The organism is Acinetobacter sp. YH12129, from assembly GCF_013418685.1.
GTDB classification, from domain to species: domain Bacteria; phylum Pseudomonadota; class Gammaproteobacteria; order Pseudomonadales; family Moraxellaceae; genus Acinetobacter; species Acinetobacter amyesii.
Genome location: NZ_VPBP01000004.1, coordinates 141,633 through 163,256, shown reverse-complemented (window position 1 = coordinate 163,256; position 21,624 = coordinate 141,633). Strand labels below are relative to the sequence as shown.

Below are 21,624 nucleotides of genomic sequence, written 5' to 3'. Positions count from 1 at the left end.
CAAACCACAGCTATTACAAAGCTAGCAATCATACCTTGCTTTACTTACATAAAAAAACAAATTTATTTGATATTTCATATTTTATCTATCTTAAAAATTAATAGAAAAATACATAACTCAATTTCATTTTATTCCAATCTTGATCATCTTGTTGCTGGTATTCGTATCCTAGTCTTAAGGCATGTTGTTGGGTTACGATATATTGTAATTCAGCATCGAGTTTCAGATTCCATTGATGTGTATCTTCCCAATACGGAAGCTCTGCCTGAACCAAACTGTTGAGTTTTTCTGACCAAATATTTTGGCAACCCAGTGTCGGCCCAAGGCCAACTCGCCAGCCCTGATCGAGAGACTTACCGCCCTGCACCTGCATTTGAGACTGCACATAACACAAATGCGTGCGTTCTTGATTGGCCCAGCTATATCCAGATTGAGCTTTTAATTCAGCTACACCATGTTGTTTCGTTTCGCTAAATTGACCTGCATCTACTGACACTTGCTGCCAGCCAAAATTAAAACCCCAGCTTAGCGGTGTTTTAAATGGCGTGATCGGGTTGTAAGAATTGACCGATAAAAAATCAAAATGATTGATCTTGAATTGGTCGTCTCGATATTGGATCGAGCCATCCCAAAACATCAACTGCGTACCAATCCGAAAGCCACCTTGCGGATCGATCAAGTCATGATATGCCTGACGATGCCCGAGTTCGATATATTTTTCACCTTGAACTTCGCCTACTGCGGCTGAAAAATTTCGCGCATGATGTCCATTGACTGGGTCTAGACTTGGCTGCTTAGGTTCAGTCCGTTGTTTGGGTTGTGAAGATTGGCTACGTAAGGCCAAGATTTGACGCAATTTAGGCTGCGTTTCTTCCGCACTCACCTTTCGACCAATCAGTAATAAATACAGATGGTCGTACGCCATTTCCAATATTTTCGCTTGCTCTGCTTCATTAAACTGAGCGACTGCTGTCGACATGTTATCAGGTTCAATTTCAGCGAGCTTATGCGCTTCACGTGCTAAACGATATCCATGTTGCTGCGCTTGTGACAAAAGCTGCGTTTCTAATGCAGGACGATACACCGCTGCTTGAATCAGTTGTTCATCATTGATTACTTTGATCGTCTCAACGGGAATGGAAGCGACTTTAAATTTCTCGGTTAAATTCAGTGTGGGGCGAACCAAATCCATTAAGCCCAATAATCGATATGCACAGTTATCACTGGCGAAATAATAGGGAAAACTTACATTTTGCATTTCCCAAATATGTTTAACCAAATAACTGGTTTCTTGCTCGGTCAGTGCTAGCTCATATTCCCACAAATCACGACTTTCAAAATCACCATATTCTTTCACTTTACGGTAGTACGGCATCAAGGAATATTCACCAGGATATTGCCCTGTTAATCCTTTCCATGCATAAGACCAGTTATCTTCACCTGCAACTGTCGCTGCATAGTTAATGGCATAGGACACCAAATTTAGTTCTTTCTGATCTTTCGGATCGAGACGCAATAAGGTATGTCCAAACATAGAACTTGGATTACCCATAAAGTCTGTGGCGTAAATTAATGTCGCTTTATACGGCTTAATTTTTCCAAACCATTCATCAAACTCAGGGCAACTTACCACAGGTAACTGCTCCGAACGGATGGCTAACTCTTGCATCAGCCACTGACTACGCGCAGGGAAACGACAACGAAAGGCTTGATTAGGTTCGGCGGTTTTAAACAGTGCAGCGACATCTGCCTCTAATTCAGCTTGAGCACTTTGACGGCCATTTTCAGCTAAAAAATAACCTGTATAGGCAACTTCACTTTGTCCTTTATGATCTGTATATAAAAGTCGCTGCCAACTGATGTGTTCAGACAGTTTTTTTGATTGTGCAAGTTCAATATATCGTTGTACCTCAGCGGTTTTAGAGAGGTTTGGATCTACAACTTGCTGAGCATATAAGATACTCGGAATCATAAAGGTACAAAATAAAGCAATTGATTTCATTCAGTTATATTCATATCCATTTTTATATATTTTAGATAATAAAAAACCCTGCCGAAAGACAGGGTTTTAAAAGCATCAATTAAACGTATGCTTTAAGTACTTCGTCTTTCGCCATTACGCTTTGTAATGAAGCAAGTACTTGTAGAGAAGACTGGTTTTCAGCTGAATAGATTTCAGCAAAATTTGCTTTAGACACAGCAAAGAAACGTGCTTTATCTGTCGATTGAATGTTTAAAAGCTCAGCCAAAACATTCAGGCTCTCACCTTGACCAACCGCCATATCACGAGCAAGTGATTCAGCATTTTCATTGGTAAATGTTACTGCTTGAGCAGTCACTGTACCTGTACCGCTACAACCTAAAGTACCAAAGGTGATACCAAGTAACTGGTTAGTAAAAATACCGTTGGTAGTCGCAGCTAAAATTTTAGGAATTTTACCTGATTGACCAGCCCAAACTTGAGAACCAACACCACAACCTACGTCACGGTCAGCAAAAGCAGCTGTAGAACCTAGTGCAACGACTGCAACTAAAGCTAATTTTTTTAACATAGCACTTCTCCAGGGAATTTTATTCCATTGTTTTTAATTATTAAAACATGTGTAGTTTTGATTACACACCTGTAGATTAACTTGATCTTTCAGATAAGGCAAAACATTTTCATCTAAAACTTTTGGCTAAAAATAATACGTTCTTTTTCACTATTTTTTGAGCAACCAAGTACCATTTTCGTCACGTTTTCCAAGGATTTTGAGTACTAAAACCAGACTGAGTAATAACAGCAAATACCAAGAACCGAGTTTACCCCACCCGACCATATGCCATGCATCAACTTGACTTGGATATAACCAAATTTGATAGAAGGTACTGATATTTTCTGCGATCCAAATCAAAAATGCCAAAATCAACAGTACCGGTAACATAGGCAACTGAATCACATGATTTTGTAATTGAAAACTGAGCTTGGTTTTCCAAAAGATCACCACACTCCAAGCAAACAAAAGCATACGGATATCTGGCACAAAAAATTTGGTCATAAAATTAAGATATGACAAAACGGCTAAGCACAGCATATTGCCAAAATGCGGTAAGTTACTAAACGATACCTGATATAGACGTAACGAACGTGCAAAGAAACTCCCCACCGCCGAATACATGAAACCTGCAAACAATGGCACGGTCAGCAGTTTGAAAACCGCAGGCTGCGGATATTGCCATGAGGCAATATGTGGATGGGTCAGAAATATTTCCATCCCCATTGCAAGGATATGAAACAGTGCTATGACTTTGGCTTCCGCCCAAGACTCGAGTTTTAAGCAGAGTAAACACACTTGAATGATCAGTGCATAAAACAATAAATAGTCATAACGGAAAAAGCCAAAATATTCCTGACTTCCCATTGCTGCAGTTAAAGCAAAAGCGATCAGCAGTAATATCCCAAATAAGGCAGCCGAAGCTGCCTTATAAGAGAACTCAAAACACGATTTTATCATCTTGACCACGGTTGAATCCTAAACCAATTTCCCTAAAGCCTTATAAATACTTGGCACTATATTCGTGTACCGTATCAATAAAAGCTTTTGGATTGGCTGGATCTACCCACTGGGTAATACCATGACCTAAGTTCGCCACATAACCGGTTTTTTCACCGTTGGCATATGCGTCATCTAACATAGCACGCGTCGCTTTCGCGATTGCTTCAGGCGAACCATATAATGTTGCTGGGTCTAAGTTACCTTGCAAAGCTGCACGGCCTGCGACTGTTTGACGTGCTACATTTAATGGCGTAGTCCAATCTAAACCAAAAGCATCTGCACCCGTTGCAATCATTGGCTCTAACCATTGACCACCACCTTTGGTAAACAAAATCACAGGGACTTTGCGTCCATCTTTTTCACGCTGTAAACCTGCCACGATTTTTTGCATGTAGTTCAGTGAAAATTCAATGTATTCACGGTGTGCTAATGCCCCCCCCCAACTATCAAAGATTTGTACGGCTTGCGCACCTGCATCAATCTGCGCATTGAGATATTCAGTCACCGCCACAGCCAAACGGTCTAATAAGGCATGCAGCACTTCAGGTTGTGCATACATCATTTGTTTTGTAAAACGGAAATCTTTGCTTGAACCGCCTTCCACCATATAGGTTGCCAGTGTCCAAGGACTGCCTGAGAAGCCAATCAAAGGAACTTGTCCGCCCAAAGCTGAACGAATCGTAGTCACGGCATTCATGACATAATCTAGGTCAGATTTGGCATTAAATTTAGGTAAATTCAGTACATCTTGTTCGGTACGTACAGTTTTATGAAACTTCGGACCTTCACCTGCTTCAAAATACAGTCCCAAACCCAACGCATCAGGTACTGTCAAAATGTCTGAAAATAAAATGGCTGCGTCTAAGTCATAACGACGCAAAGGTTGTAAAGTAACTTCACAAGCAAATTCTGTATTTTTACAAAGGGATAGGAAATCACCCGCTTTTGCACGTGTTTCACGATACTCTGGTAAATAACGGCCAGCCTGACGCATCATCCAAACCGGAGTGGCATCTACCGGTTCACGTAATAAGGCACGCAAGAAACGATCATTTTTTAAGGTCGTCATTCACTTTCCCAACTTAATTCGATATTCACATCATCATATCAAAAAGGTTGTAAATATAATAACTTCTCAAGCATTTAAAAACCGATCATGTTGAGTACCAAAAATGATATTTACACAAAACAACTACTGCATCTCCACTTTTTTTCTGTAATACTTAGCCAGTTTTTAATACACAGTAAATGAATAATTCTTAAGGTTGAATTACATGTTCGTTCGCACCATGCTCGCACTGAGCCTAAGTTGCATATTTGCTGGTACAGCTATTGCCGCATCTACTGCTGAACAACCATTAACGCCAAAAAAAGTGACTAATGTTGCAGTTCAGGATCCCATTGATCCGTTAGCGACTGAAGCTTCATCTGCAACTAGCCAGATTAGCGCTCAAGAACAAGAAGATCTGAACCAAGCATCGCAAACGTTAGACAGCTTGCAACAATCAGAAGATGTTAAAGCCGACATCGGTGCTGCACCTGCTACAGCGACTGCTACAACTCCAACACCAACTTCGCCTGCTGCCAAAGTTGCTTGGGGTTTAAATGACCTAAATAATGCTCAGTGGTATGACAACATTGGTAAAGGTCAATTCCCTGTTTATGCACGTGCGCATGTCATGCTCAATAATGCACATGCTTCACCGGGTGCAATTGATGGTACCAGTGGTAAAAATACCCTAAAGGCGATCGCTTCATTCCAACAAATGAATGGGTTGAAACCTACAGGGACTTTAACTAAAGAAACTTGGGATGCGCTGATTGCGAAACAAGGTTCTAAACCTGCATTCATTGAATACACGTTGACTGATGCAGACTTGAAAGGTCCTTATGCAGCATCAATTCCACACGACTATGCATTACAAGCAAAAATGAAAGGCTTGTACTACACACGTGTGACTGAAATGTTGGGTGAAAAATTCCACATGGACGAAGACTTTTTGAAAAAGTTGAATCCAAAAGCGACATTTAAAAAAGCTGGTGAAAAAATCTTAGTTGCGAATATTCGTAACGAAGTTCCTGAAGATATTCACTTAATCGTTGCACATAAAGGCGCGAAACAACTTTACTTGTTTAATAGCCGCAACCAAATGATCGGTTCATTCCCTGCAACGATTGGTAGTTCAGATACACCATCACCTACAGGTACATACAAAGTTACAGGTGTTGCACCAAACCCATGGTACAGCTACTCACCGTCTAACTTTGTTCAAGGCAACAACAAAAAACCACTTTCATTACCACCTGGTCCAAATGGCCCTGTCGGTAATATCTGGATTGGCTTGAGCAAAAAATCATTTGGTATTCACGGTACACCGAACCCATCTGCTATCTCTAAAACTGCATCACACGGTTGTATTCGTTTGACCAACTGGGATGCAAATGACTTAGGTAAGAAAGTGAAATCTGGTGTGACTGTTAAATTCTTAGAATAATTTTAGTCACGTAAAAGAGCCTGCTTGATGCAGGCTTTTTTTATAGCTGTGCATTCATGTATAAAAAAAAGACTCAATCTTGAATGATCGTTGCAAAAATAGGATGATTTGTCGCTAAAAAACTATATATCCCGATTTAGTTCAATCTTAAAATAGGCACATGTTCAATAATTAAGATAAGGATGAATGCCATGAATGCTTTTTTACATCCAAGTGAAAACCGTGGTCACGTAAAAATGGGCTGGCTTGAGTCTAAACACAGCTTCTCTTTTGGTAACTGGTATGACCCGAAATACATGGGCGTTAGTGCGCTTCGTGTAATTAATGATGACTTAATTGCAGCCCATGAAGGTTTTGGTCAACACCCACATGACAACATGGAAATTTTAACGTGTGTGTTAAAAGGCACCATTACGCATAAAGACAGCATGGGCAACCATGGTGGCATTTCTGCGGGTGAATGGCAGCTCATGAGCGCAGGTACAGGTGTGCGCCATAGCGAAATGAACCAAGGTGATGAAGATGTGCATTTACTACAAATTTGGATCGTTCCAAATGAACGTGATGCTGAACCGACCTATCAACAAATTAAATGTGATCCACGTGATCAACCCAATCAATGGCATTTAATTGTCGGTCCAAATGACAATGCAGCTATGCATATTCGTCAGCAGGCGGAAGTTAAATCTGCATTTTTGACGAAAGGTCAATCTTTAGACATCCATGCAACGCAGCATATCAATTATATCCATGTTATTTCAGGTTCAGTGCAAATTGCTGAACATAAAGTTGAAGCTGGTGGTGCAATTGCGTTCTTAGAAGATAGCCAAATTGAAGCGCTTGAAGATGCTCAAGTGATTTGGTTTGATTTACCCGAAGTTAAATAATTAAAAGCCCTCAAATGTGGGGGCTTTTTTTATGCAGCTTGGCTAAGGCGTTCACTGCGTTTATATAACCACATCAACACTAAAGACGGAATAATAAATCCAGCAGCCACCATGATGCCATGTAGGATTGAGGCATAAGGTTCAGCAAGCATGGCCACATGTTTCATTGGAGATGTCAATGGATGGAATCACTTTAAACATCTCGAAATCAAGCATTTTGAGATGTTTTTAAATGACGCTCAGTAGCTCAACATTTAGATAAAATTCATCAATCAAAGGTGTTTTTATTCTATTGCTGATGCAATCTATCTAATCAGCCTTCAGCTTCCACGCGATAAAAATGATTTTGCATAAACACGTTAAACATAGAGAAAAATAATTGCCGATCTTGTTCAGTTTGAAAGATGCCCCCGAAATAGTCTCGATCTATGGTTAAAATTAAATTTAAGAATGTTGCCTGCTTGGGAACCACTCCCTTTCTTTGGCAATATGCAAAATATGCGCTGACATCTTCAAATAAAATCCACCACTCCTGTGGACTTCCAATCTGAACGCCACCTAATGAATGCTCTAGATCAAACATCGCATTGAGCAGATACTGAAAATTTTGCTGTGAACTTTGAAATTGAAATCTCGGATAATCTGTTGTTAGATTTAAATCGATCAGATGTAAATGGACGCTCCGAGCACGCTCTAATCTACGTTTAACTTTGACATATTGTTGATACCGACGTCGATCTTTTGCTGTGACCGAAGTTAAGCGCGATAAATCCATATTGTCATGCAAATCACTAAGTTTCACTTCACACGCAATTACATTTTTAGCGGTACGCTGCGCAGCTCGAAATCGGTTCTCACCTGCTGCTTTTGTCAGTGCCTGTATCGCATCAATAATATGCGTTTGAAAACCCATAGCGCGAAGCTCATCCGTCGTTGTCTCTGTATCTTCTAAAATGTCATGTAATACAGCGACGATTTTAGCATCGGGATGTTGCACATTTTGCATCACACGAAGTGGATGCTGAATATAGGCTTGACCCGCTTTATCGACTTGTCCGAAATGGCGTTCAGTCGCCAAAGAAATCGCGTTTTCTAAAGTTGAAATATAGAACCTCCCCTTCGTGGTTTTTTTTATTTTGCTCCATCATATTAACCAATGAATATAGATATTAGTAGCTCTAAGCGCGACCTGAACGACACAGATTGACTCGTAAAATGCATATTTTCCAAGACTTTCCATGAGGTAGATCTTTTGCAAATACTTCTATGCCATTCGCGCCAACATTTCCAAAGTAATTTTTTTCACCTCTTCTTTACTTTGCTGAATATGGCTGCGCATTTTCTCCAATGCCGCTGTCACATTATGTCCAAGGATCAATTGTAAAATCTGTTGATGCTCGGCATAAGTGGCTTCAATTCGATAATCTTTAGAAAAATCTAAGCGACGAATAATACGGATTTTTTCACTCACATCCCGATGCACTTTCGCCATTTCACTATTGCCAATCGCTTCAACCAATTGGCAGTGAAATGCTTCATCTTGCATCGATAAAGTTTTTAAATCATGCAAATACTGTTCAGGCTGAATACACCATAAATTTACCAAGTCTTGTAAAGCCTGTTTGAGTTGTTCTGGTTCCATTTTGCAGAGCTGCTCAATGGCATAGCATTCAAGCAAAATCCGTAAATCATAGAGTTCTTCATAGGCTTTAAAATTGAGTGGCTTCACTTCCCAACCGCTACGAAAATGTACTCTTACATAGCCATCTTGCTGTAAACGGTATAAAGCCTGCCGTACGGGTGTACGGCTCACTTCATACAACTCGGCAATTTCAGATTCGGTAAAACGTGCGCCCGGTTTGAGCTGGAAATCAAAAATATCGTTTTTTATTTTTTGGAAAACCAGCTCAGACAAGTTGTCTGAGCTTTTCCCAACAATGGTGGTTGTGGTCATGTTTATTCCATATAAACCAGCGGTTCACCGCTATGTACCGTTTGTCCTGCACGGCAAATAATCGCTTTCACGATACCATCATCATCGGCATAGACTGGAAGCTCCATTTTCATCGCTTCAATAATGGCTACAGTCTCACCTTTCTTCACAGACTGTCCAGCTTCGACAAAAATTTTCCAAATGTTGCCGGTCATCGATGCATTTAAAGCTGCATACTGGCTATAGTCGGTATCATCTTGCAGGATTTCCATTTCCGCAGGTGCATCAAACTCATCTTTCCAGCGTTCAACTTCAGTTGTAAATGCCTGTTGCTGCTGCGCTTTAAATTCTGCAATACTGTCCTTTTCTATTTCCAAAAAGGCTTGATAGGCTGCAAAATCAAATTCAGTTTCTTCAATTTTGATTTCCGCCACACCATTGGCAAAGTCAGCACGGAATTGATCCAGTTCAGCTTCAGTTACTTCATAATATTTAATTTGATCAAAGAAACGTAAGAACCATTGCTGATCACCAAACTGCTTGTTCTTTTTAAACTTATTCCAAATAGGTAAGGTACGACCAATCAATTGATAACCGCCCGGTGAGTCCATGCCATAGATACACATGTACATACCGCCAATACCCACTGTGCCTTCTGCAGTAAAAGTACGTGCAGGGTTATATTTCGAGCTAAGTAAACGATGACGTGGATCAATTGGCACCGCACAAGGTGCAGTTAAATACACATCGCCTAAGCCTAAAATCAAGTAATTGGCATCGAAAATGATGTCTTTGACTTGCTCACGGCTGTCTAAGCCATTAATACGCTGAATGAAATCGACGTTATTTGGCAACCATGGCGCTTTGGCACAAACACTTTCTTGATAACGTTCTACAGCACCTAAAGTTGCCGAATCCTCAAATGCCATCGGCAAGTGAATAATACGGGATGGAATTTTAATTTGGCTCAAATCTCCCATCTCATTTTCGAGACCCAATAAGAACTGAATCAAATTCGCTTGGCTGAAACGCAATCCATCATATTTAATTTGCAGTGAACGTACACCTGGTGAAAGCTCTAAGATGCCATCAATGGTCGCTTCACGAATGAGCTGCATCAGTCGATAAACACGTAAGCGTAATGCAAGATCGAGGACATTTTCGCCATATTCAAGCAAGATGTAACTGTCACCTGCCTGACGATACACCGCTTTCGGCGCATACGCATCTGCTTCACGCACAGCCAATATCCCTTCAGGCTTGCATTCAAAATTGACCAACTCTGACTTTTCAGGTGTTTGAGCAAAGTTTTGAATATCTACAATTTGCTGAACTTCTAAGGCATTGGCCTGTTCCACACTCATTGGATAGAAACTGATGCTGTCATCTGCCTTCAGTTGACCGATCTTCCAAAGTTCTGCTTTGGCAATCGTCACTGGGCAAACAAAGCCACCGAGGCTTGGGCCATCTTTAGCCAAAATCACAGGGAAATCACCAGTGAAGTTAATCGCCCCAATAGCATATTCACAGTCATGCACATTGGATGGATGCAAACCTGCTTCACCGCCATTTTCACGTGCCCAGCATGGTGTCGGGCCTGTTAGGCGAATACCTAAACGGTTTGAGTTAAAGTGCACATTCCATGTTGAAGCAAAAAATTCTTCAATATATTCAGGTTTAAAGAAATCTGGTGCGCCATGCGGGCCATAGAGCACACCAATTTTCCATTCTTTGCCATAGCTTGGAATACGTTCTGCAGCTACAGCTTGCGGTGCTGCTGTTGCAATTTCCAATCCATCTAAAGGCAAGCTTGGATTGACCATTTTAATCATGTCACCTGCACGCAGCACTCGCCCTGCATGACCGCCAAAATTACCCAATGCAAAGGTTGAGCGGCTGCCTAGATATTCAGGTACATTTAGTCCGTTGCGGATTGCAAGATACGTACGGCAACCCGACTCAACTTGTCCAAGTACTAATGTTTGCCCTGCTTTGATGCTGATCGGTTGCCAAAAATCGACATTCACACCATCTAGAGTCGCGCTACATGGCGCACCTGCAATGGCTACAATGCTATCGGCATGAAATTTCAGGCTTGGTCCTTGTAAGGTAAACTCAAAACCTGCTGCCGATTTTGGATTACCCACAACTTGATTGGCCAACTGAAATGCATAATCATCCATCGGGCCTGATGGCGGTACGCCGATATCCCAATAGCCTACACGCCCCGGATAGTCTTGAATCGAACTTTGCGTGCCCGGTTGCAGCACTTCAATTACATTTGGCACATATTTAAAATCATCCAGCAGGCGTGTCCAGATTTGCATATTTTCAAAGCGTGCATCTGATACTACGGTATGTGCATAGTCTAAGTTGGTGCTGATGCCATTCAAGCGGGTTTCCGCCAAGGCTATTTTTAACTTAGCAATCGCACTGTCTCGGTCTGCAGCATGCACAATAATTTTGGCAATCATCGGGTCAAAATATTGTGAAATTTCAGTCCCTGTAGACACCCAAGTATCCACACGAATATCTTCAGGGAAATACACATCCATCAACACACCCGGACTTGGCTGGAAGTTTTTCACTGGATCTTCCGCATAAATTCGCACTTCAATGGCAGCGCCATTGGGCTGAATATTGCTGAGTTTTTCCCAATCTAAAGCATCACCTGCCGCCACTTTCAGCATGCATTCAATCAGGTCTAAGCCCGTCACCATTTCAGTGACTGGGTGTTCAACCTGCAAACGGGTATTCACTTCAAGGAAATACACTTCATCACGGGCAGCATCATAGATAAACTCAACCGTACCTGCGCTGCGGTATTTCACCAATTGACCAAGCTCTACAGCAGCACGGTGCAATTTTTGACGGGTTGCTTCTGGTAAGTGCGGTGCAGGTGTTTCCTCAACGACTTTTTGGTTACGGCGCTGCAATGAACAATCGCGCTCCCCAAAGGCAACGACTTGACCTAAACCATCACCAAAAATTTGTACTTCTACGTGACGGGCTTTATCGACAAAACGTTCGAGGAAAACACCTGCATCCTTAAAGAATTGCTCGCCTAGACGCTTTACACTTTCATACGCATCTTTTAATGATTGTTCATCATCACAGCGGGTTAAACCAATTCCGCCACCACCTGCGGTGCTTTTCAGCATGATTGGATAGCCAATCTCTGCAGCAGATGCGAGTGCTTCATCCAAACTTGCCAATAAACCTGTGCCTGGTGTCATGGGTACATTGGCGGCCGCAGCCAATTCACGTGCACGATGCTTCAAACCAAACTCTAAAATTTGTTCAGCCGTTGGCCCCATAAAGGCGATACCATTTTCCTCACATGCATGGGCAAAATCAGCACTCTCAGACAAAAAACCATAACCTGGAAATATTGCTTCAGCGCCAGTTTGTTTGGCTGCTTGAATCAATTTTTCAATACTTAAATAAGTCTCTGCAGGTTTGATGCCCTCAAGTGAAACCGCCACATCTGCATCTAAGACATGTTGTGCATAACGGTCTGTCTCTGAATATACGGCAACCGACTGAACACCGAGTTTCTTTAATGTACGAATCGCACGAACAGCAATTTCACCACGGTTTGCAATTAAAACTGTTTTAAACATGATTATTTCCCCGAATTTTTTAATTTGATTTTGCTGTTGTTGCTTGCAGTGATTGGATATAGGCGCGCCAGCCGCCAAATTCACTGATATTTTTTGCACCGTTTAGGCCATAAGGTTCACAAATAAAGCCTTTCACCCAACGTCCATCGGCAAGCTCGATATTGCCCATACCCAGTGGTGTTGGAATTTCGGCGACAAATTCACCAAAGCGTGCTTTTGGAATATCCCAAAGCTCGACAATAATTTTTTGACCCGCTTCCTGACGCGCTAAACCTGGTTTCGGTGGTACTGTGCCCGGCAGTGCATAGAGGGCGTAATCGGCAGAAGTCGTTGTGGTTTCAACATGCACGGCTTGGCGTGTTGTCAGTTGGAAATTGAGTGGCATGCCTGTGAGATGTGCGCCTACGACTGCAACTCGAAAATGTTGTGCGGATGGTGCAGACATGACTGAATTTGCTTCAGGCAATGTTTTCGCTACTGCACCGAGTGGTAATTTCAGATGCTTTTGCCATTTTTCGGCAAAATCTGCTAAAGCCGTATCGTGCCAAGCAGGCGCAATTAAAGTAATCCCAAAAGGCAGCCCGTCGGCACGAAAGCCTGTAGGTACAGCGATGGCACTGAGGTCTGCTAAATTGGTAAAGTTGGTATAGGTGCCAAAGTGGCTATTATTTTCAATTGGCGATTCAGCCATTTCAGCCAGTGTGTGAATGGTTGGCGAGCTTGGCACCACTAAGGCATCAAATTGCGCTAAGGTTTGCTGAATGTCTCGAGCCAATTCTTGCTTTAAATATTCGGCGTTATAAGCATCAACCGCAGTGTACTGCTGACCTTTTTGAATAATTTCTAAAACTGTTGGGTCAAAGTCTTGCACCGATGTTTCTAATAAGTCTGCAACTGCAGCAGTTCGCTCTGCGACCCATGCCCCTTGGTAAAGTTGGCTCGCCAATTGACTAAAAGCACTGAAATCAATTTCAGTCAGTTCTGCGCCTAAGTTTTTCAATTCAGTCAGCGCTTGCTGAAATGCATCCGCCGATTGAGCATCGCCAAAAAATTCTAATTGTTTTGGAATGGCTAATTTTAATTGTGTGCTGAACTTTGCACGTGCTGTAGCAGGATTCACACGTGAATAGCTGTCGGTTACATCAAAACCTTCCATAACATCTGCCACAGCAGTTGCATCAGCGACGGTTAAGGCAAAAATTGAAATGCAATCTAAGCTTTTACACGCAGGCAATAAGCCGGTATTTGAAAAGCGCCCTTTGGTTGGCTTTAAACCGACAATATTATTGAAAGCTGCAGGAATACGCCCTGAACCTGCGGTATCTGTACCGAGTGCAATCGGGACTAAACCGCGCGCCACTACACTGCCTGAACCTGAGCTTGAACCACCGCTTACATAGTCAGGATTAAAAGTATTTGGCACTGCACCAAATGGGGAACGTGTACCGACTAATCCTGTGGCAAATTGATCTAAATTGGTTTTGCCTACAATAATCGCACCCGCTTGTTTTAAGCGTTGCACCACAAAGGCATCTTCAGTTTTAATTTCGGTAAATAATTTAAATGCAGCCGTCGATGCAAAACCCACCACATCAATATTGTCTTTCACTGCAATAGGCACACCAAACAAAGGTAAAGCCGTAGCATTTTCAATTTGTTTTAAAGCTTCAATCTGCGCAGTTAATTGTTCTATCGATGCAATTGAAATCCATGCTGGGTCTGCATGGTCAAATTGCTCGACCAAGGCATATAAGTCTTCGAGTTGAATTGTGTTATTCGTGTAGCCCGCTTTCCATTCCGCTAAGGTCCAGCCTAAAGTTTTTATTGAGTTCATTGATGTGCTCATTCTTGTATCCAAGTTTGAATACTGTGTTGCACACATCATGCCAATTATAATTATTCCTTATTTTTCAAAAAGTTAATAAGTTTCACCAATCATTTACCTATTTTATTTAGGATGTACAAAAGGATAAGTGTTCTATTAAGTTTCCAAGCTCCACTATTTTGGTGCATGACTTTTATAATCGTGTTTTCAATAGAATCTTTTCATTTAGATGCAGATATAAATACAGTGAACTTTCTATTTTCAATATTTATAAGTTTTCGATTTAAATATTTTGTATGACTTTGAACTTAGAATAAAAACAACTGAGAAATATTTTGAACTTTATATAGAAAAAGATACATCAATGATGGCTAAAGCAATATTGGGCTTTGAGATTGATCGGGTTGAATAGAAAAGTAGTAATAAAAAAAAAGCTATTGATTCGCAAAATTTAGTTAAACAGTCAAAACTAAAAAATGGTGCGCTCAGCGGGACTCGAACCCACGCCACAGGCTTCGGAGACCTGTACTCTATCCAGTTGAGCTATGAGCGCTTATTTTGGATTGCGCACATCATAACAAAAAAAACTGTAAGGTAAAGCAACTATATAGATGTTAGGCTTTTTTCTGCTTAAGCTTTATACAACGTTCTATTTTTAAAATGCAGAATTCCATACGATTTACTTGGTTTATTTGCCCCGATATCGCACAATACTCACACTATTTATAGAGTGAATTATTTATGACTGATGCACTAACGTTAAAGCAGCTGTCAAAAACCTATAAAAATGGGTTTCAGGCGCTTAAAGGTATTGATTTAACAGTACCCGAAGGTGAATTTTATGCACTTTTAGGTCCCAATGGTGCAGGAAAATCTACCACGATTAGTATTATCAGTTCACTAACCCGTAAAACTTCAGGTACTGTCGAAATTTTTGGGCACAATTTAGATACCCATCCCTCGCATGCAAAGCAGTGTTTGGGCGTTGTACCTCAAGAATTTAACTTTGGTCAATTTGAAAAAACATTTGATATTTTGGTGACTCAAGCTGGTTATTACGGTATTTCTAAAAAGATAGCAGAGAAACGTGCAGAGGAATATTTAGAAAAGCTTGGCCTTTGGGAAAAACGTAGCACCCAAGCACGCATGCTATCGGGCGGTATGAAACGCCGTTTAATGATCGCTCGTGCCATGATGCATGAACCTAAACTGCTGATTTTAGATGAGCCGACTGCTGGTGTTGATATTGAACTACGCCGTTCGATGTGGGATTTCCTCACTGAAATGAACGAAAAAGGCACGTCTATTATTTTAACGACACACTATTTAGAAGAAGCTGAAATGTTGTGCCGTCGAATCGCAATTATTGATCGTGGTGTGATTAAAGAAGACACCAGCATGAAAGGTTTCCTCAGCCAGTTGAATGAAGAAACATTTATTTTCGATCTAGCCGAACCCATTGAACCGATCCATATAGAAATTATTGGTGTCCGTTTCAACTTAGTAGATCCTGTCACCTTAGAAGTCACTATGGATAAAGGCCATACCTTGAATGATTTATTCCAACTCATGGAATCTCAAGGTATTCAAGTTCGAAGTATGCGTAATAAATCTAACCGACTAGAAGAACTATTTGTCCGTATGGTCGAAAAAAATCTTGAAGGTGCAGCACAATGAATTTTAACCAACTGTGTATTGCCCTCTACACCTTAGTGTATAAAGAAATTCGCCGTTTCATGCGTATTTGGCCGCAAACCCTTCTCCCACCGGCAATCACCATGAGTTTGTACTTTGTGATTTTCGGTAATTTAGTCGGTTCACGCATTGGGCAAATGGGTGGTTTTAGCTATATGCAGTTCATCGTGCCCGGCTTAATTATGATGGCGGTCATTACCAACAGCTATGCCAATGTGTCATCCAGTTTCTTTAGTGCAAAATTTCAAAAAAGCATCGAAGAATTAATCATGAGTCCAGTGCCGTTACACATGGTGCTTTGGGGTTATGTGATCGGTGGTGTTTGCCGTGGTGTTTTAGTCGGTTTTATTGTCACTGTGATGAGCCTATTTTTTACTGAATTACACCTGACCAATATCTTCGTAACTATATATACAGTTCTCATTACTTCGCTGCTGTTTTCTCTTGGCGGATTTATTAATGCTGTTTATGCAAAATCTTTTGACGACATTTCGATTATCCCGACTTTCGTCCTGACTCCGCTGACTTATTTAGGCGGTGTTTTCTATGCCATCTCATCACTGAGTCCTTTTTGGCAAAATCTCTCTTTAATCAACCCTGTCGTGTATATGGTCAATGCTTTCCGCTACGGTATTTTGGGCCATAGCGATGTGAATGTCGGCATTTCACTGACAGTTATTACTGCATGTTGCGTTGTACTTTATGGCGTGGCGTATCATTTACTTTCTCGTGGTTCAGGAATGCGTGAATAATGAGTGTAGAACAATCCCTTTTAGGTAAAGACACCAACTACCCAACAGAATATCAACCCGATATTCTGTTTCCGATTGCACGTGCCACTGCACGTGAACAATATGCCCATGTGGAAGGCATCCGCCAAGGTAAAGACTGGTGGCATGTTTTTGAAATTTCTTGGTTAAATGCTTCTGGTGTGCCTCAAGTTGCTATTGGTCGTTTAACTTTGCCAGCAAGTTCAGACAACCTGATCGAATCGAAATCTTTAAAGCTCTACTTTAATAGTATGAACTTTACCAAATTTGATTCTCAGGCAGCGTTTAAAGCAACTGTAGAAAAAGACTTATCAGCAGCAGCCAATGCCGCTGTGACTATTGATCTATTTCATGTCGATGATGTTGAAATTTCAAAACCGCAAGGCATCTGTATTGATGACTTAGAACCCACCCAGTTAGAAAATCATCCAAATGCAGCTTTACTCTCTTTAGATGAAGATGCAGCGCAAGAAGAAGTTGAAATTCAACTTTATTCACATTTATTAAGAAGTAACTGTCCAGTCACGGGTCAACCTGATTGGGGAACGGTATTTATACGGTATAAAGGTACTAAGCCTTGTTATCGTAGTATTCTGGCTTATATTATTTCTTACCGTCAGCATAATGGTTTCCACGAACAATGTGTGGAGCAAATGTTTGCCGATATTTGGCAACATTTAAAACCAAGTCAGCTGATGGTATATGCTGCCTATACACGCCGTGGTGGATTGGATATCAACCCTTGTCGTGTATCGGATTTAACATGGATGCCTCGCCCCATTCGATTGGCGCGACAATAAAAAAATTGAGGTTAGTGATGCCATTTTTTGGTTTTATTCCTTCTGAGGAACTTCTAAGCAGTATCCAAACTGGTCACGCGAAAAAAAATTCGAGTGAACCACTTTATCCTTTACGTGATAAAACAGCTTTGCTGATTAATGAAGAAATCATTGGTGCAACTATATTAGCTCCTGTTCATCTGTTTCCTGCAAGCGACAAGCGCGACACAGCAGAAAAACTGGCTGGCTATGTCAAATCAACAGTCGCTGTATTGTTAAAGCAGCTATTGGGTAAATCTCCGAATGATGTGGTGAAACAATCCATTGAATTTTCAGAACGAAGTTTATTTCAGGACACAGTCGGCGCTCATCGTGTAGGTCTGAGCTTAGATGCAGGACTGGTCACTAACCTTAAGAACAGTTATGCCGAAATTAAATCAGGTGTAGATGTCAATAAAGCTGCTTTTGGTGAACTGTATAAACAGTTTGCTGAAGCTGCAGTACGTCATTTTATGAATGACTTTAATAAAACACTCGATTTAGGCATGATTAAACGTAAAGCAGCCGATATCGGATCTTCTGCCGTGATTAAAGCAATACATATCGCGATTGATAAGATTTTCCCAAATCTAACCAAAGAAGAGCTAGGTGCCCTTGCAGAAGCACACGATGCGATGTTTAACAAATAATTCATGCTACAAATAAAAACCTAGCTTCGGCTAGGTTTTTTTATGGTTAAACGCATAAAACTGAATCCCGATACAATGACTATATATAGTCATGCAAACACAGTTCTAGAATATGAACTGATCTCAATTAAATGACAGTACATTTATATGTACTATTTTTAAAAATCCACACAGAAAAGAAAGAACCTGATTACAAACAGGATTTGAATGCTTGCCGTCATTTTGGCTTAAATTTCAATGCATCCATTTCAATATTCAATCTCTTTCTTTTTTAACATTCAGTCTATATTTCTACTATATATAGCAACGTTTTCAACAGCATTGAAGCGTTGGCGAACAAAAACTATGTAATGAATAAACCACTGCTTGCATATGGGTGTTTTAGACCGGTACCTTTTTAATCCTGTCCCTTTATTTTTAGATATAACATTGCAACTTATGTAGCTTCTAAACAGTATTTCGCAACGCGATAAAGTTTACTCGTTCTGCGTTTTTATGACGCATGAGTTTTAGAGTCATCTTTATTTCAAATGATTTGTGAATATTTGCAAGTTATGTAAATGAATATGTCACTTTTCAATATGTTAACTGCGAAAAAACCCTTTGCTTTGTCTTTTTTTGTATATCTATTTATGAAAGCATGCGCTGTCAGTGGTATCTTAGTTGCTATTGGTAACCTTTACCTTTAATGAGCTATGAAACCAGAAGGTCATCACAATTTTCAGGATCTTTTCCCCTCGAAATTTTGTTCATACTCATCGCTAAAGCAACTGGAAATTTTTTATTTATGCTAAATCGAAATTTTTATAAAAAACTATCACATATTGCCATTATGGCCGGTTCAATTTCACTGACCAGTTTTTGTCAGGCTAACGACTTCCAATCTCATCCGGCATATGCAAGCTTTAAACAAAATGCAATGCAAACCTATGGTCTGAGTGAAAATCAAATTGATTGGGCAATGCAAGGCAGTAAAAACCTACCCAACATTATTAGTATTATGAATAGACCTGGCGAATCAAAGCCTTGGTACCAATACAAAACCAACTTTTTAGCTGAAAGTACAATTCAACGCGGCGTTCGCTTCAAAAATCAATATGCCGACACTTTAAATCGTGCAGAACAACAATTTGGTGTGCCTCAATCCGTGATTTTAGGCATTTTGGGTGTTGAAACAGGCTACGGCAGCAATAAAGGTAATTTTATTACCCGTGATGCTTTGGCGACCCTTGGTTTTGGCTATGAACGTCGTGCGCAATATTTCCAAGATGAACTCGCTGCACTGATTGCTTGGTCATATAAAGATGGTGTTCCAACCAACTCTGTCGTCGGTTCATATGCAGGTGCTGTGGGTTATCCTCAATTTATGCCAAGTAACATTCCAAAATTTGGTGTGGACTACGATGGCAATGGTCATGTTGACCTGCGTAATTCGGCTGTCGATGCCATTGGTTCAATTGCAAATTATTTAGCAAATTATGGTTGGCAGCGTAATCAACCGATTGCTTTTGCTGCTCGCTATAGCGGAAACAACCCAGATGCTATTATTGCAAAGGATTTAAACCAGCCAACACCCTATGGTGTACTCAAGGCTCAAGGTGTAACCCCTATGAATCCATTGGTAAAAATCGATGATCTCGATTTAGTCAATGTCATCCAATTGCAAGATAGTTATGGACCAATTTATTACATCACTTATCCAAATTTTCAGGTCATTACAACCTATAACAAAAGCCGTATGTATGCGACTGCACTATGGCTTTTAGGCACTGAAGTTACCAGTCGATAAGACTGGTTTTTTCTTATAAAGCAAAAAAGTCAACAAATATTTTCACCAAAATGAGCATTTATTCGACATTCTACACACCTTGTTACATTATTGATTGTTTTTTAACCAACTATTGTTAATTTTTTAGACATTTTCAAAGTATTTTAATTAAACACTAGACAGCCTATCGATGGCATGAATATTATCCATCTCGTTAAATGTAGTTGCAAAAGTGAAATATCAGACGTGTTTACATGGATATCAGCGACTTAGTTGAACCAGTAAATATGCCATTGGGAGATAAACAATGCAGTCATCAATTTTTAAATATGCCTTAGCGGTTGCCACGGCAGTTGCGCTAAGTCAGTCACAAGCTGAGATGGTTCAGTCATCATCATTCAATCATGATAATGACAACTCGCGTCTTGCAGCTCGTGTATTGAATAAAGAAGCTCAAAGCTTCAATTCAAACTTTACGAATTTAAGTAGCCTTTCAATCACTGAGCGTTCTGGCGATAAAATTCGTCGTCAAACAATCGCTGCTAAAATCGAAATCCCTGAAGATGAGCCTTCAGTGATTGAAAAGTTAAACACTGTCGCTTCGAATACTGTTCGTAAGTTCACTCAAACTGGTACTGCTTCTTGGTACGGTCGTCAATTCCACGGTCGTAAAACAGCAAGCGGTGAAACGTTTGACATGAACGCACTTACAGCAGCACATCGTAGCCTGCCACTTAATTGCTTTATTCGTGTTACGAATCGCAATAATGGTAAAAGCGTCGTGGTCAAAGTAAATGACCGTGGTCCATTCCATGGTAACCGTGTTCTCGATTTATCTTATGGCGCTGCTAAGCAATTGGGTATTACCAGTGCGGGTACTGCAAACGTGAGCATTGAACGCGTAGACGGTCCAAATTCTTAATTCTCCAATGAAGTGACTGCATTTAACAGACCACGCCTAGCGTGGTTTTTTATTTGTAGCCTCTTAGCCTTTCAAATCTTCAGTAACCCGATTTTGACCCTTACCCCATTCTTGTTTTTATTGGAGTCCTTCCCCATGATTAAGGACTATCATGAAAACAATCAACGAATGGTTTGATGAATACAGCGAAAGTCATCAAAATAAAACCAATAAAATGATTCACTGGATTTGCGTACCTACGATTTATTTTTCAATCGTTGGCATATTGGCACATTTTAGCGCGCTACTTACTGCTGTCTTACTTGCATTAGCATTTATCTTTTACGCACGTTTAAACATTGTGCTTGCTGTTGCAATGGCCGCGTTAACATTAATCATGGCATGGCTAATTTGGGTGTTACCAGTTGGATACGGCTTTTATATCGCACTCTTTGTATTCGCATGGATTGGTCAATTTTATGGCCATAAAATTGAAGGTAAAAAGCCCTCTTTTTTCAAAGATCTCCAATTCCTCCTCATTGGCCCTATTTGGTGTTTAGATACATTTTCAGGTAAAGTACTTGGTAATTGGAAAATACGCCATAAATCGCAAATAAAGAGCATTTAGAGCACGATTAATTTCATGGATCTCTTTTTCAGTTATTCCAGATCGGTTTTCTTCATATTCGATGCTTAAAACCCTATTATTTATAGGTGTATTTA

General features: G+C 40.6%; 17 protein-coding genes, 1 tRNA gene and 1 pseudogene. 9 read left to right on the top strand and 10 right to left on the bottom strand.

The features are described 5' to 3' along the window. Positions 1-97: 97 nt before the first annotated feature. The 4 genes from FTU65_RS04310 to hemE form a co-directional block, all read right to left on the bottom strand. A complete protein-coding gene (locus tag FTU65_RS04310; protein WP_373886723.1) occupies positions 98-1,972 on the bottom strand; it encodes a DUF4105 domain-containing protein in 1,875 nt (624 codons plus the stop codon). Positions 1,973-2,081: 109 nt separating this feature from the next. Continuing rightward, complete coding sequence (locus FTU65_RS04305; protein WP_078190276.1) at positions 2,082-2,552, bottom strand: DUF3015 family protein; 471 nt, start codon at positions 2,550-2,552, stop codon at positions 2,082-2,084. A 150-nt stretch (positions 2,553-2,702) separates the two neighbouring features. Beyond that, positions 2,703-3,494 (bottom strand): DUF817 domain-containing protein, encoded by a 792-nt coding sequence (locus FTU65_RS04300; protein ID WP_180040834.1) that lies wholly within the window; start codon positions 3,492-3,494, stop codon positions 2,703-2,705. 40 nt (positions 3,495-3,534) lie between these two features. Beyond that, entirely contained in the window at positions 3,535-4,605 is a 1,071-nt protein-coding gene (hemE, locus tag FTU65_RS04295; protein WP_078191978.1) for a uroporphyrinogen decarboxylase, read from the bottom strand. Positions 4,606-4,810: 205 nt separating this feature from the next. Here hemE and FTU65_RS04290 point away from each other — a divergent pair, with 205 nt between their 5' ends. Both FTU65_RS04290 and FTU65_RS04285 read left to right on the top strand, forming a co-directional pair. After that, entirely contained in the window at positions 4,811-6,031 is a 1,221-nt protein-coding gene (locus tag FTU65_RS04290; RefSeq protein WP_180066393.1) for a L,D-transpeptidase, read from the top strand. Between the two features lie 191 nt (positions 6,032-6,222). Then, positions 6,223-6,918 carry a pirin-like bicupin family protein gene (locus FTU65_RS04285; RefSeq protein ID WP_168379153.1) on the top strand — a complete coding sequence of 232 codons (696 nt, stop codon included), beginning with the start codon at positions 6,223-6,225 and terminating at the stop codon, positions 6,916-6,918. A 29-nt stretch (positions 6,919-6,947) separates the two neighbouring features. Here the strand turns inward: FTU65_RS04285 and FTU65_RS04280 are convergent, their stop codons facing one another. From FTU65_RS04280 to FTU65_RS04255, 6 genes and pseudogenes are all read right to left on the bottom strand, one after another. Then, a complete protein-coding gene (locus FTU65_RS04280) occupies positions 6,948-7,085 on the bottom strand; it encodes a hypothetical protein (RefSeq protein WP_180040818.1) in 138 nt (45 codons plus the stop codon). Between the two features lie 536 nt (positions 7,086-7,621). Next, positions 7,622-8,023: pseudogene (locus FTU65_RS16230) on the bottom strand (guanosine-3',5'-bis(diphosphate) 3'-pyrophosphohydrolase); the annotation flags it as partial. A gap of 159 nt (positions 8,024-8,182) precedes the next feature. Continuing rightward, positions 8,183-8,872 carry a GntR family transcriptional regulator gene (locus FTU65_RS04270; protein WP_180065003.1) on the bottom strand — a complete coding sequence of 230 codons (690 nt, stop codon included), beginning with the start codon at positions 8,870-8,872 and terminating at the stop codon, positions 8,183-8,185. A gap of 2 nt (positions 8,873-8,874) precedes the next feature. Next, the gene (gene uca / locus FTU65_RS04265) at positions 8,875-12,474 is read right to left on the bottom strand and encodes an urea carboxylase (RefSeq protein WP_180065004.1); all 3,600 of its coding nucleotides are present in this window, start codon (positions 12,472-12,474) and stop codon (positions 8,875-8,877) included. Positions 12,475-12,493: 19 nt separating this feature from the next. Continuing rightward, positions 12,494-14,308 (bottom strand): allophanate hydrolase, encoded by a 1,815-nt coding sequence (gene atzF / locus FTU65_RS04260; protein WP_180065005.1) that lies wholly within the window; start codon positions 14,306-14,308, stop codon positions 12,494-12,496. 468 nt (positions 14,309-14,776) lie between these two features. Further along, a tRNA-Arg gene (locus FTU65_RS04255) sits at positions 14,777-14,852 on the bottom strand. 188 nt (positions 14,853-15,040) lie between these two features. Between FTU65_RS04255 and FTU65_RS04250 the strand changes: the two genes are divergently transcribed. From FTU65_RS04250 to FTU65_RS04220, 7 genes are all read left to right on the top strand, one after another. Continuing rightward, the gene (locus tag FTU65_RS04250) at positions 15,041-15,976 is read left to right on the top strand and encodes an ABC transporter ATP-binding protein (RefSeq protein WP_168378014.1); all 936 of its coding nucleotides are present in this window, start codon (positions 15,041-15,043) and stop codon (positions 15,974-15,976) included. Further along, complete coding sequence (locus FTU65_RS04245; protein ID WP_180023368.1) at positions 15,973-16,746, top strand: ABC transporter permease; 774 nt, start codon at positions 15,973-15,975, stop codon at positions 16,744-16,746. Before FTU65_RS04250 ends, FTU65_RS04245 begins: the two co-directional genes overlap by 4 nt. Then, on the top strand, positions 16,746-17,564 hold the full coding sequence (queF, locus tag FTU65_RS04240) for an NADPH-dependent 7-cyano-7-deazaguanine reductase QueF (RefSeq protein ID WP_180065006.1): 819 nt from the start codon (positions 16,746-16,748) through the stop codon (positions 17,562-17,564). The genes FTU65_RS04245 and queF overlap by 1 nt, the downstream gene beginning before the upstream one ends. 17 nt (positions 17,565-17,581) lie before the next feature. Further along, on the top strand, positions 17,582-18,232 hold the full coding sequence (locus FTU65_RS04235; RefSeq protein WP_078190308.1) for a hypothetical protein: 651 nt from the start codon (positions 17,582-17,584) through the stop codon (positions 18,230-18,232). A gap of 787 nt (positions 18,233-19,019) precedes the next feature. Next, the gene (gene mltB / locus FTU65_RS04230; RefSeq protein WP_078191987.1) at positions 19,020-20,021 is read left to right on the top strand and encodes a lytic murein transglycosylase B; all 1,002 of its coding nucleotides are present in this window, start codon (positions 19,020-19,022) and stop codon (positions 20,019-20,021) included. Positions 20,022-20,307: 286 nt separating this feature from the next. Then, positions 20,308-20,922 (top strand): septal ring lytic transglycosylase RlpA family protein, encoded by a 615-nt coding sequence (locus FTU65_RS04225; protein ID WP_180022476.1) that lies wholly within the window; start codon positions 20,308-20,310, stop codon positions 20,920-20,922. 151 nt (positions 20,923-21,073) lie between these two features. Beyond that, complete coding sequence (locus tag FTU65_RS04220) at positions 21,074-21,529, top strand: DUF962 domain-containing protein (protein ID WP_180065007.1); 456 nt, start codon at positions 21,074-21,076, stop codon at positions 21,527-21,529. Positions 21,530-21,624 lie beyond the last annotated feature (95 nt).

Coding starts and splice junctions, on each gene's coding strand:
- FTU65_RS04310 (WP_373886723.1), bottom strand. CDS start 1,972: ATGATTCCGAGTATCTTATATGCTCAGCAAGTTGTAGATCCAAACCTC.
- FTU65_RS04270 (WP_180065003.1), bottom strand. CDS start 8,872: ATGACCACAACCACCATTGTTGGGAAAAGCTCAGACAACTTGTCTGAG.
- FTU65_RS04235 (WP_078190308.1), top strand. CDS start 17,582: ATGCCATTTTTTGGTTTTATTCCTTCTGAGGAACTTCTAAGCAGTATC.
- FTU65_RS04280 (WP_180040818.1), bottom strand. CDS start 7,085: ATGAAACATGTGGCCATGCTTGCTGAACCTTATGCCTCAATCCTACAT.
- hemE (WP_078191978.1), bottom strand. CDS start 4,605: ATGACGACCTTAAAAAATGATCGTTTCTTGCGTGCCTTATTACGTGAA.
- FTU65_RS04245 (WP_180023368.1), top strand. CDS start 15,973: ATGAATTTTAACCAACTGTGTATTGCCCTCTACACCTTAGTGTATAAA.
- FTU65_RS04250 (WP_168378014.1), top strand. CDS start 15,041: ATGACTGATGCACTAACGTTAAAGCAGCTGTCAAAAACCTATAAAAAT.
- FTU65_RS04290 (WP_180066393.1), top strand. CDS start 4,811: ATGTTCGTTCGCACCATGCTCGCACTGAGCCTAAGTTGCATATTTGCT.
- mltB (WP_078191987.1), top strand. CDS start 19,020: ATGCTAAATCGAAATTTTTATAAAAAACTATCACATATTGCCATTATG.
- FTU65_RS04285 (WP_168379153.1), top strand. CDS start 6,223: ATGAATGCTTTTTTACATCCAAGTGAAAACCGTGGTCACGTAAAAATG.
- FTU65_RS04305 (WP_078190276.1), bottom strand. CDS start 2,552: ATGTTAAAAAAATTAGCTTTAGTTGCAGTCGTTGCACTAGGTTCTACA.
- atzF (WP_180065005.1), bottom strand. CDS start 14,308: ATGAACTCAATAAAAACTTTAGGCTGGACCTTAGCGGAATGGAAAGCG.
- FTU65_RS04225 (WP_180022476.1), top strand. CDS start 20,308: ATGCAGTCATCAATTTTTAAATATGCCTTAGCGGTTGCCACGGCAGTT.
- queF (WP_180065006.1), top strand. CDS start 16,746: ATGAGTGTAGAACAATCCCTTTTAGGTAAAGACACCAACTACCCAACA.
- uca (WP_180065004.1), bottom strand. CDS start 12,474: ATGTTTAAAACAGTTTTAATTGCAAACCGTGGTGAAATTGCTGTTCGT.
- FTU65_RS04300 (WP_180040834.1), bottom strand. CDS start 3,494: ATGATAAAATCGTGTTTTGAGTTCTCTTATAAGGCAGCTTCGGCTGCC.
- FTU65_RS04220 (WP_180065007.1), top strand. CDS start 21,074: ATGAAAACAATCAACGAATGGTTTGATGAATACAGCGAAAGTCATCAA.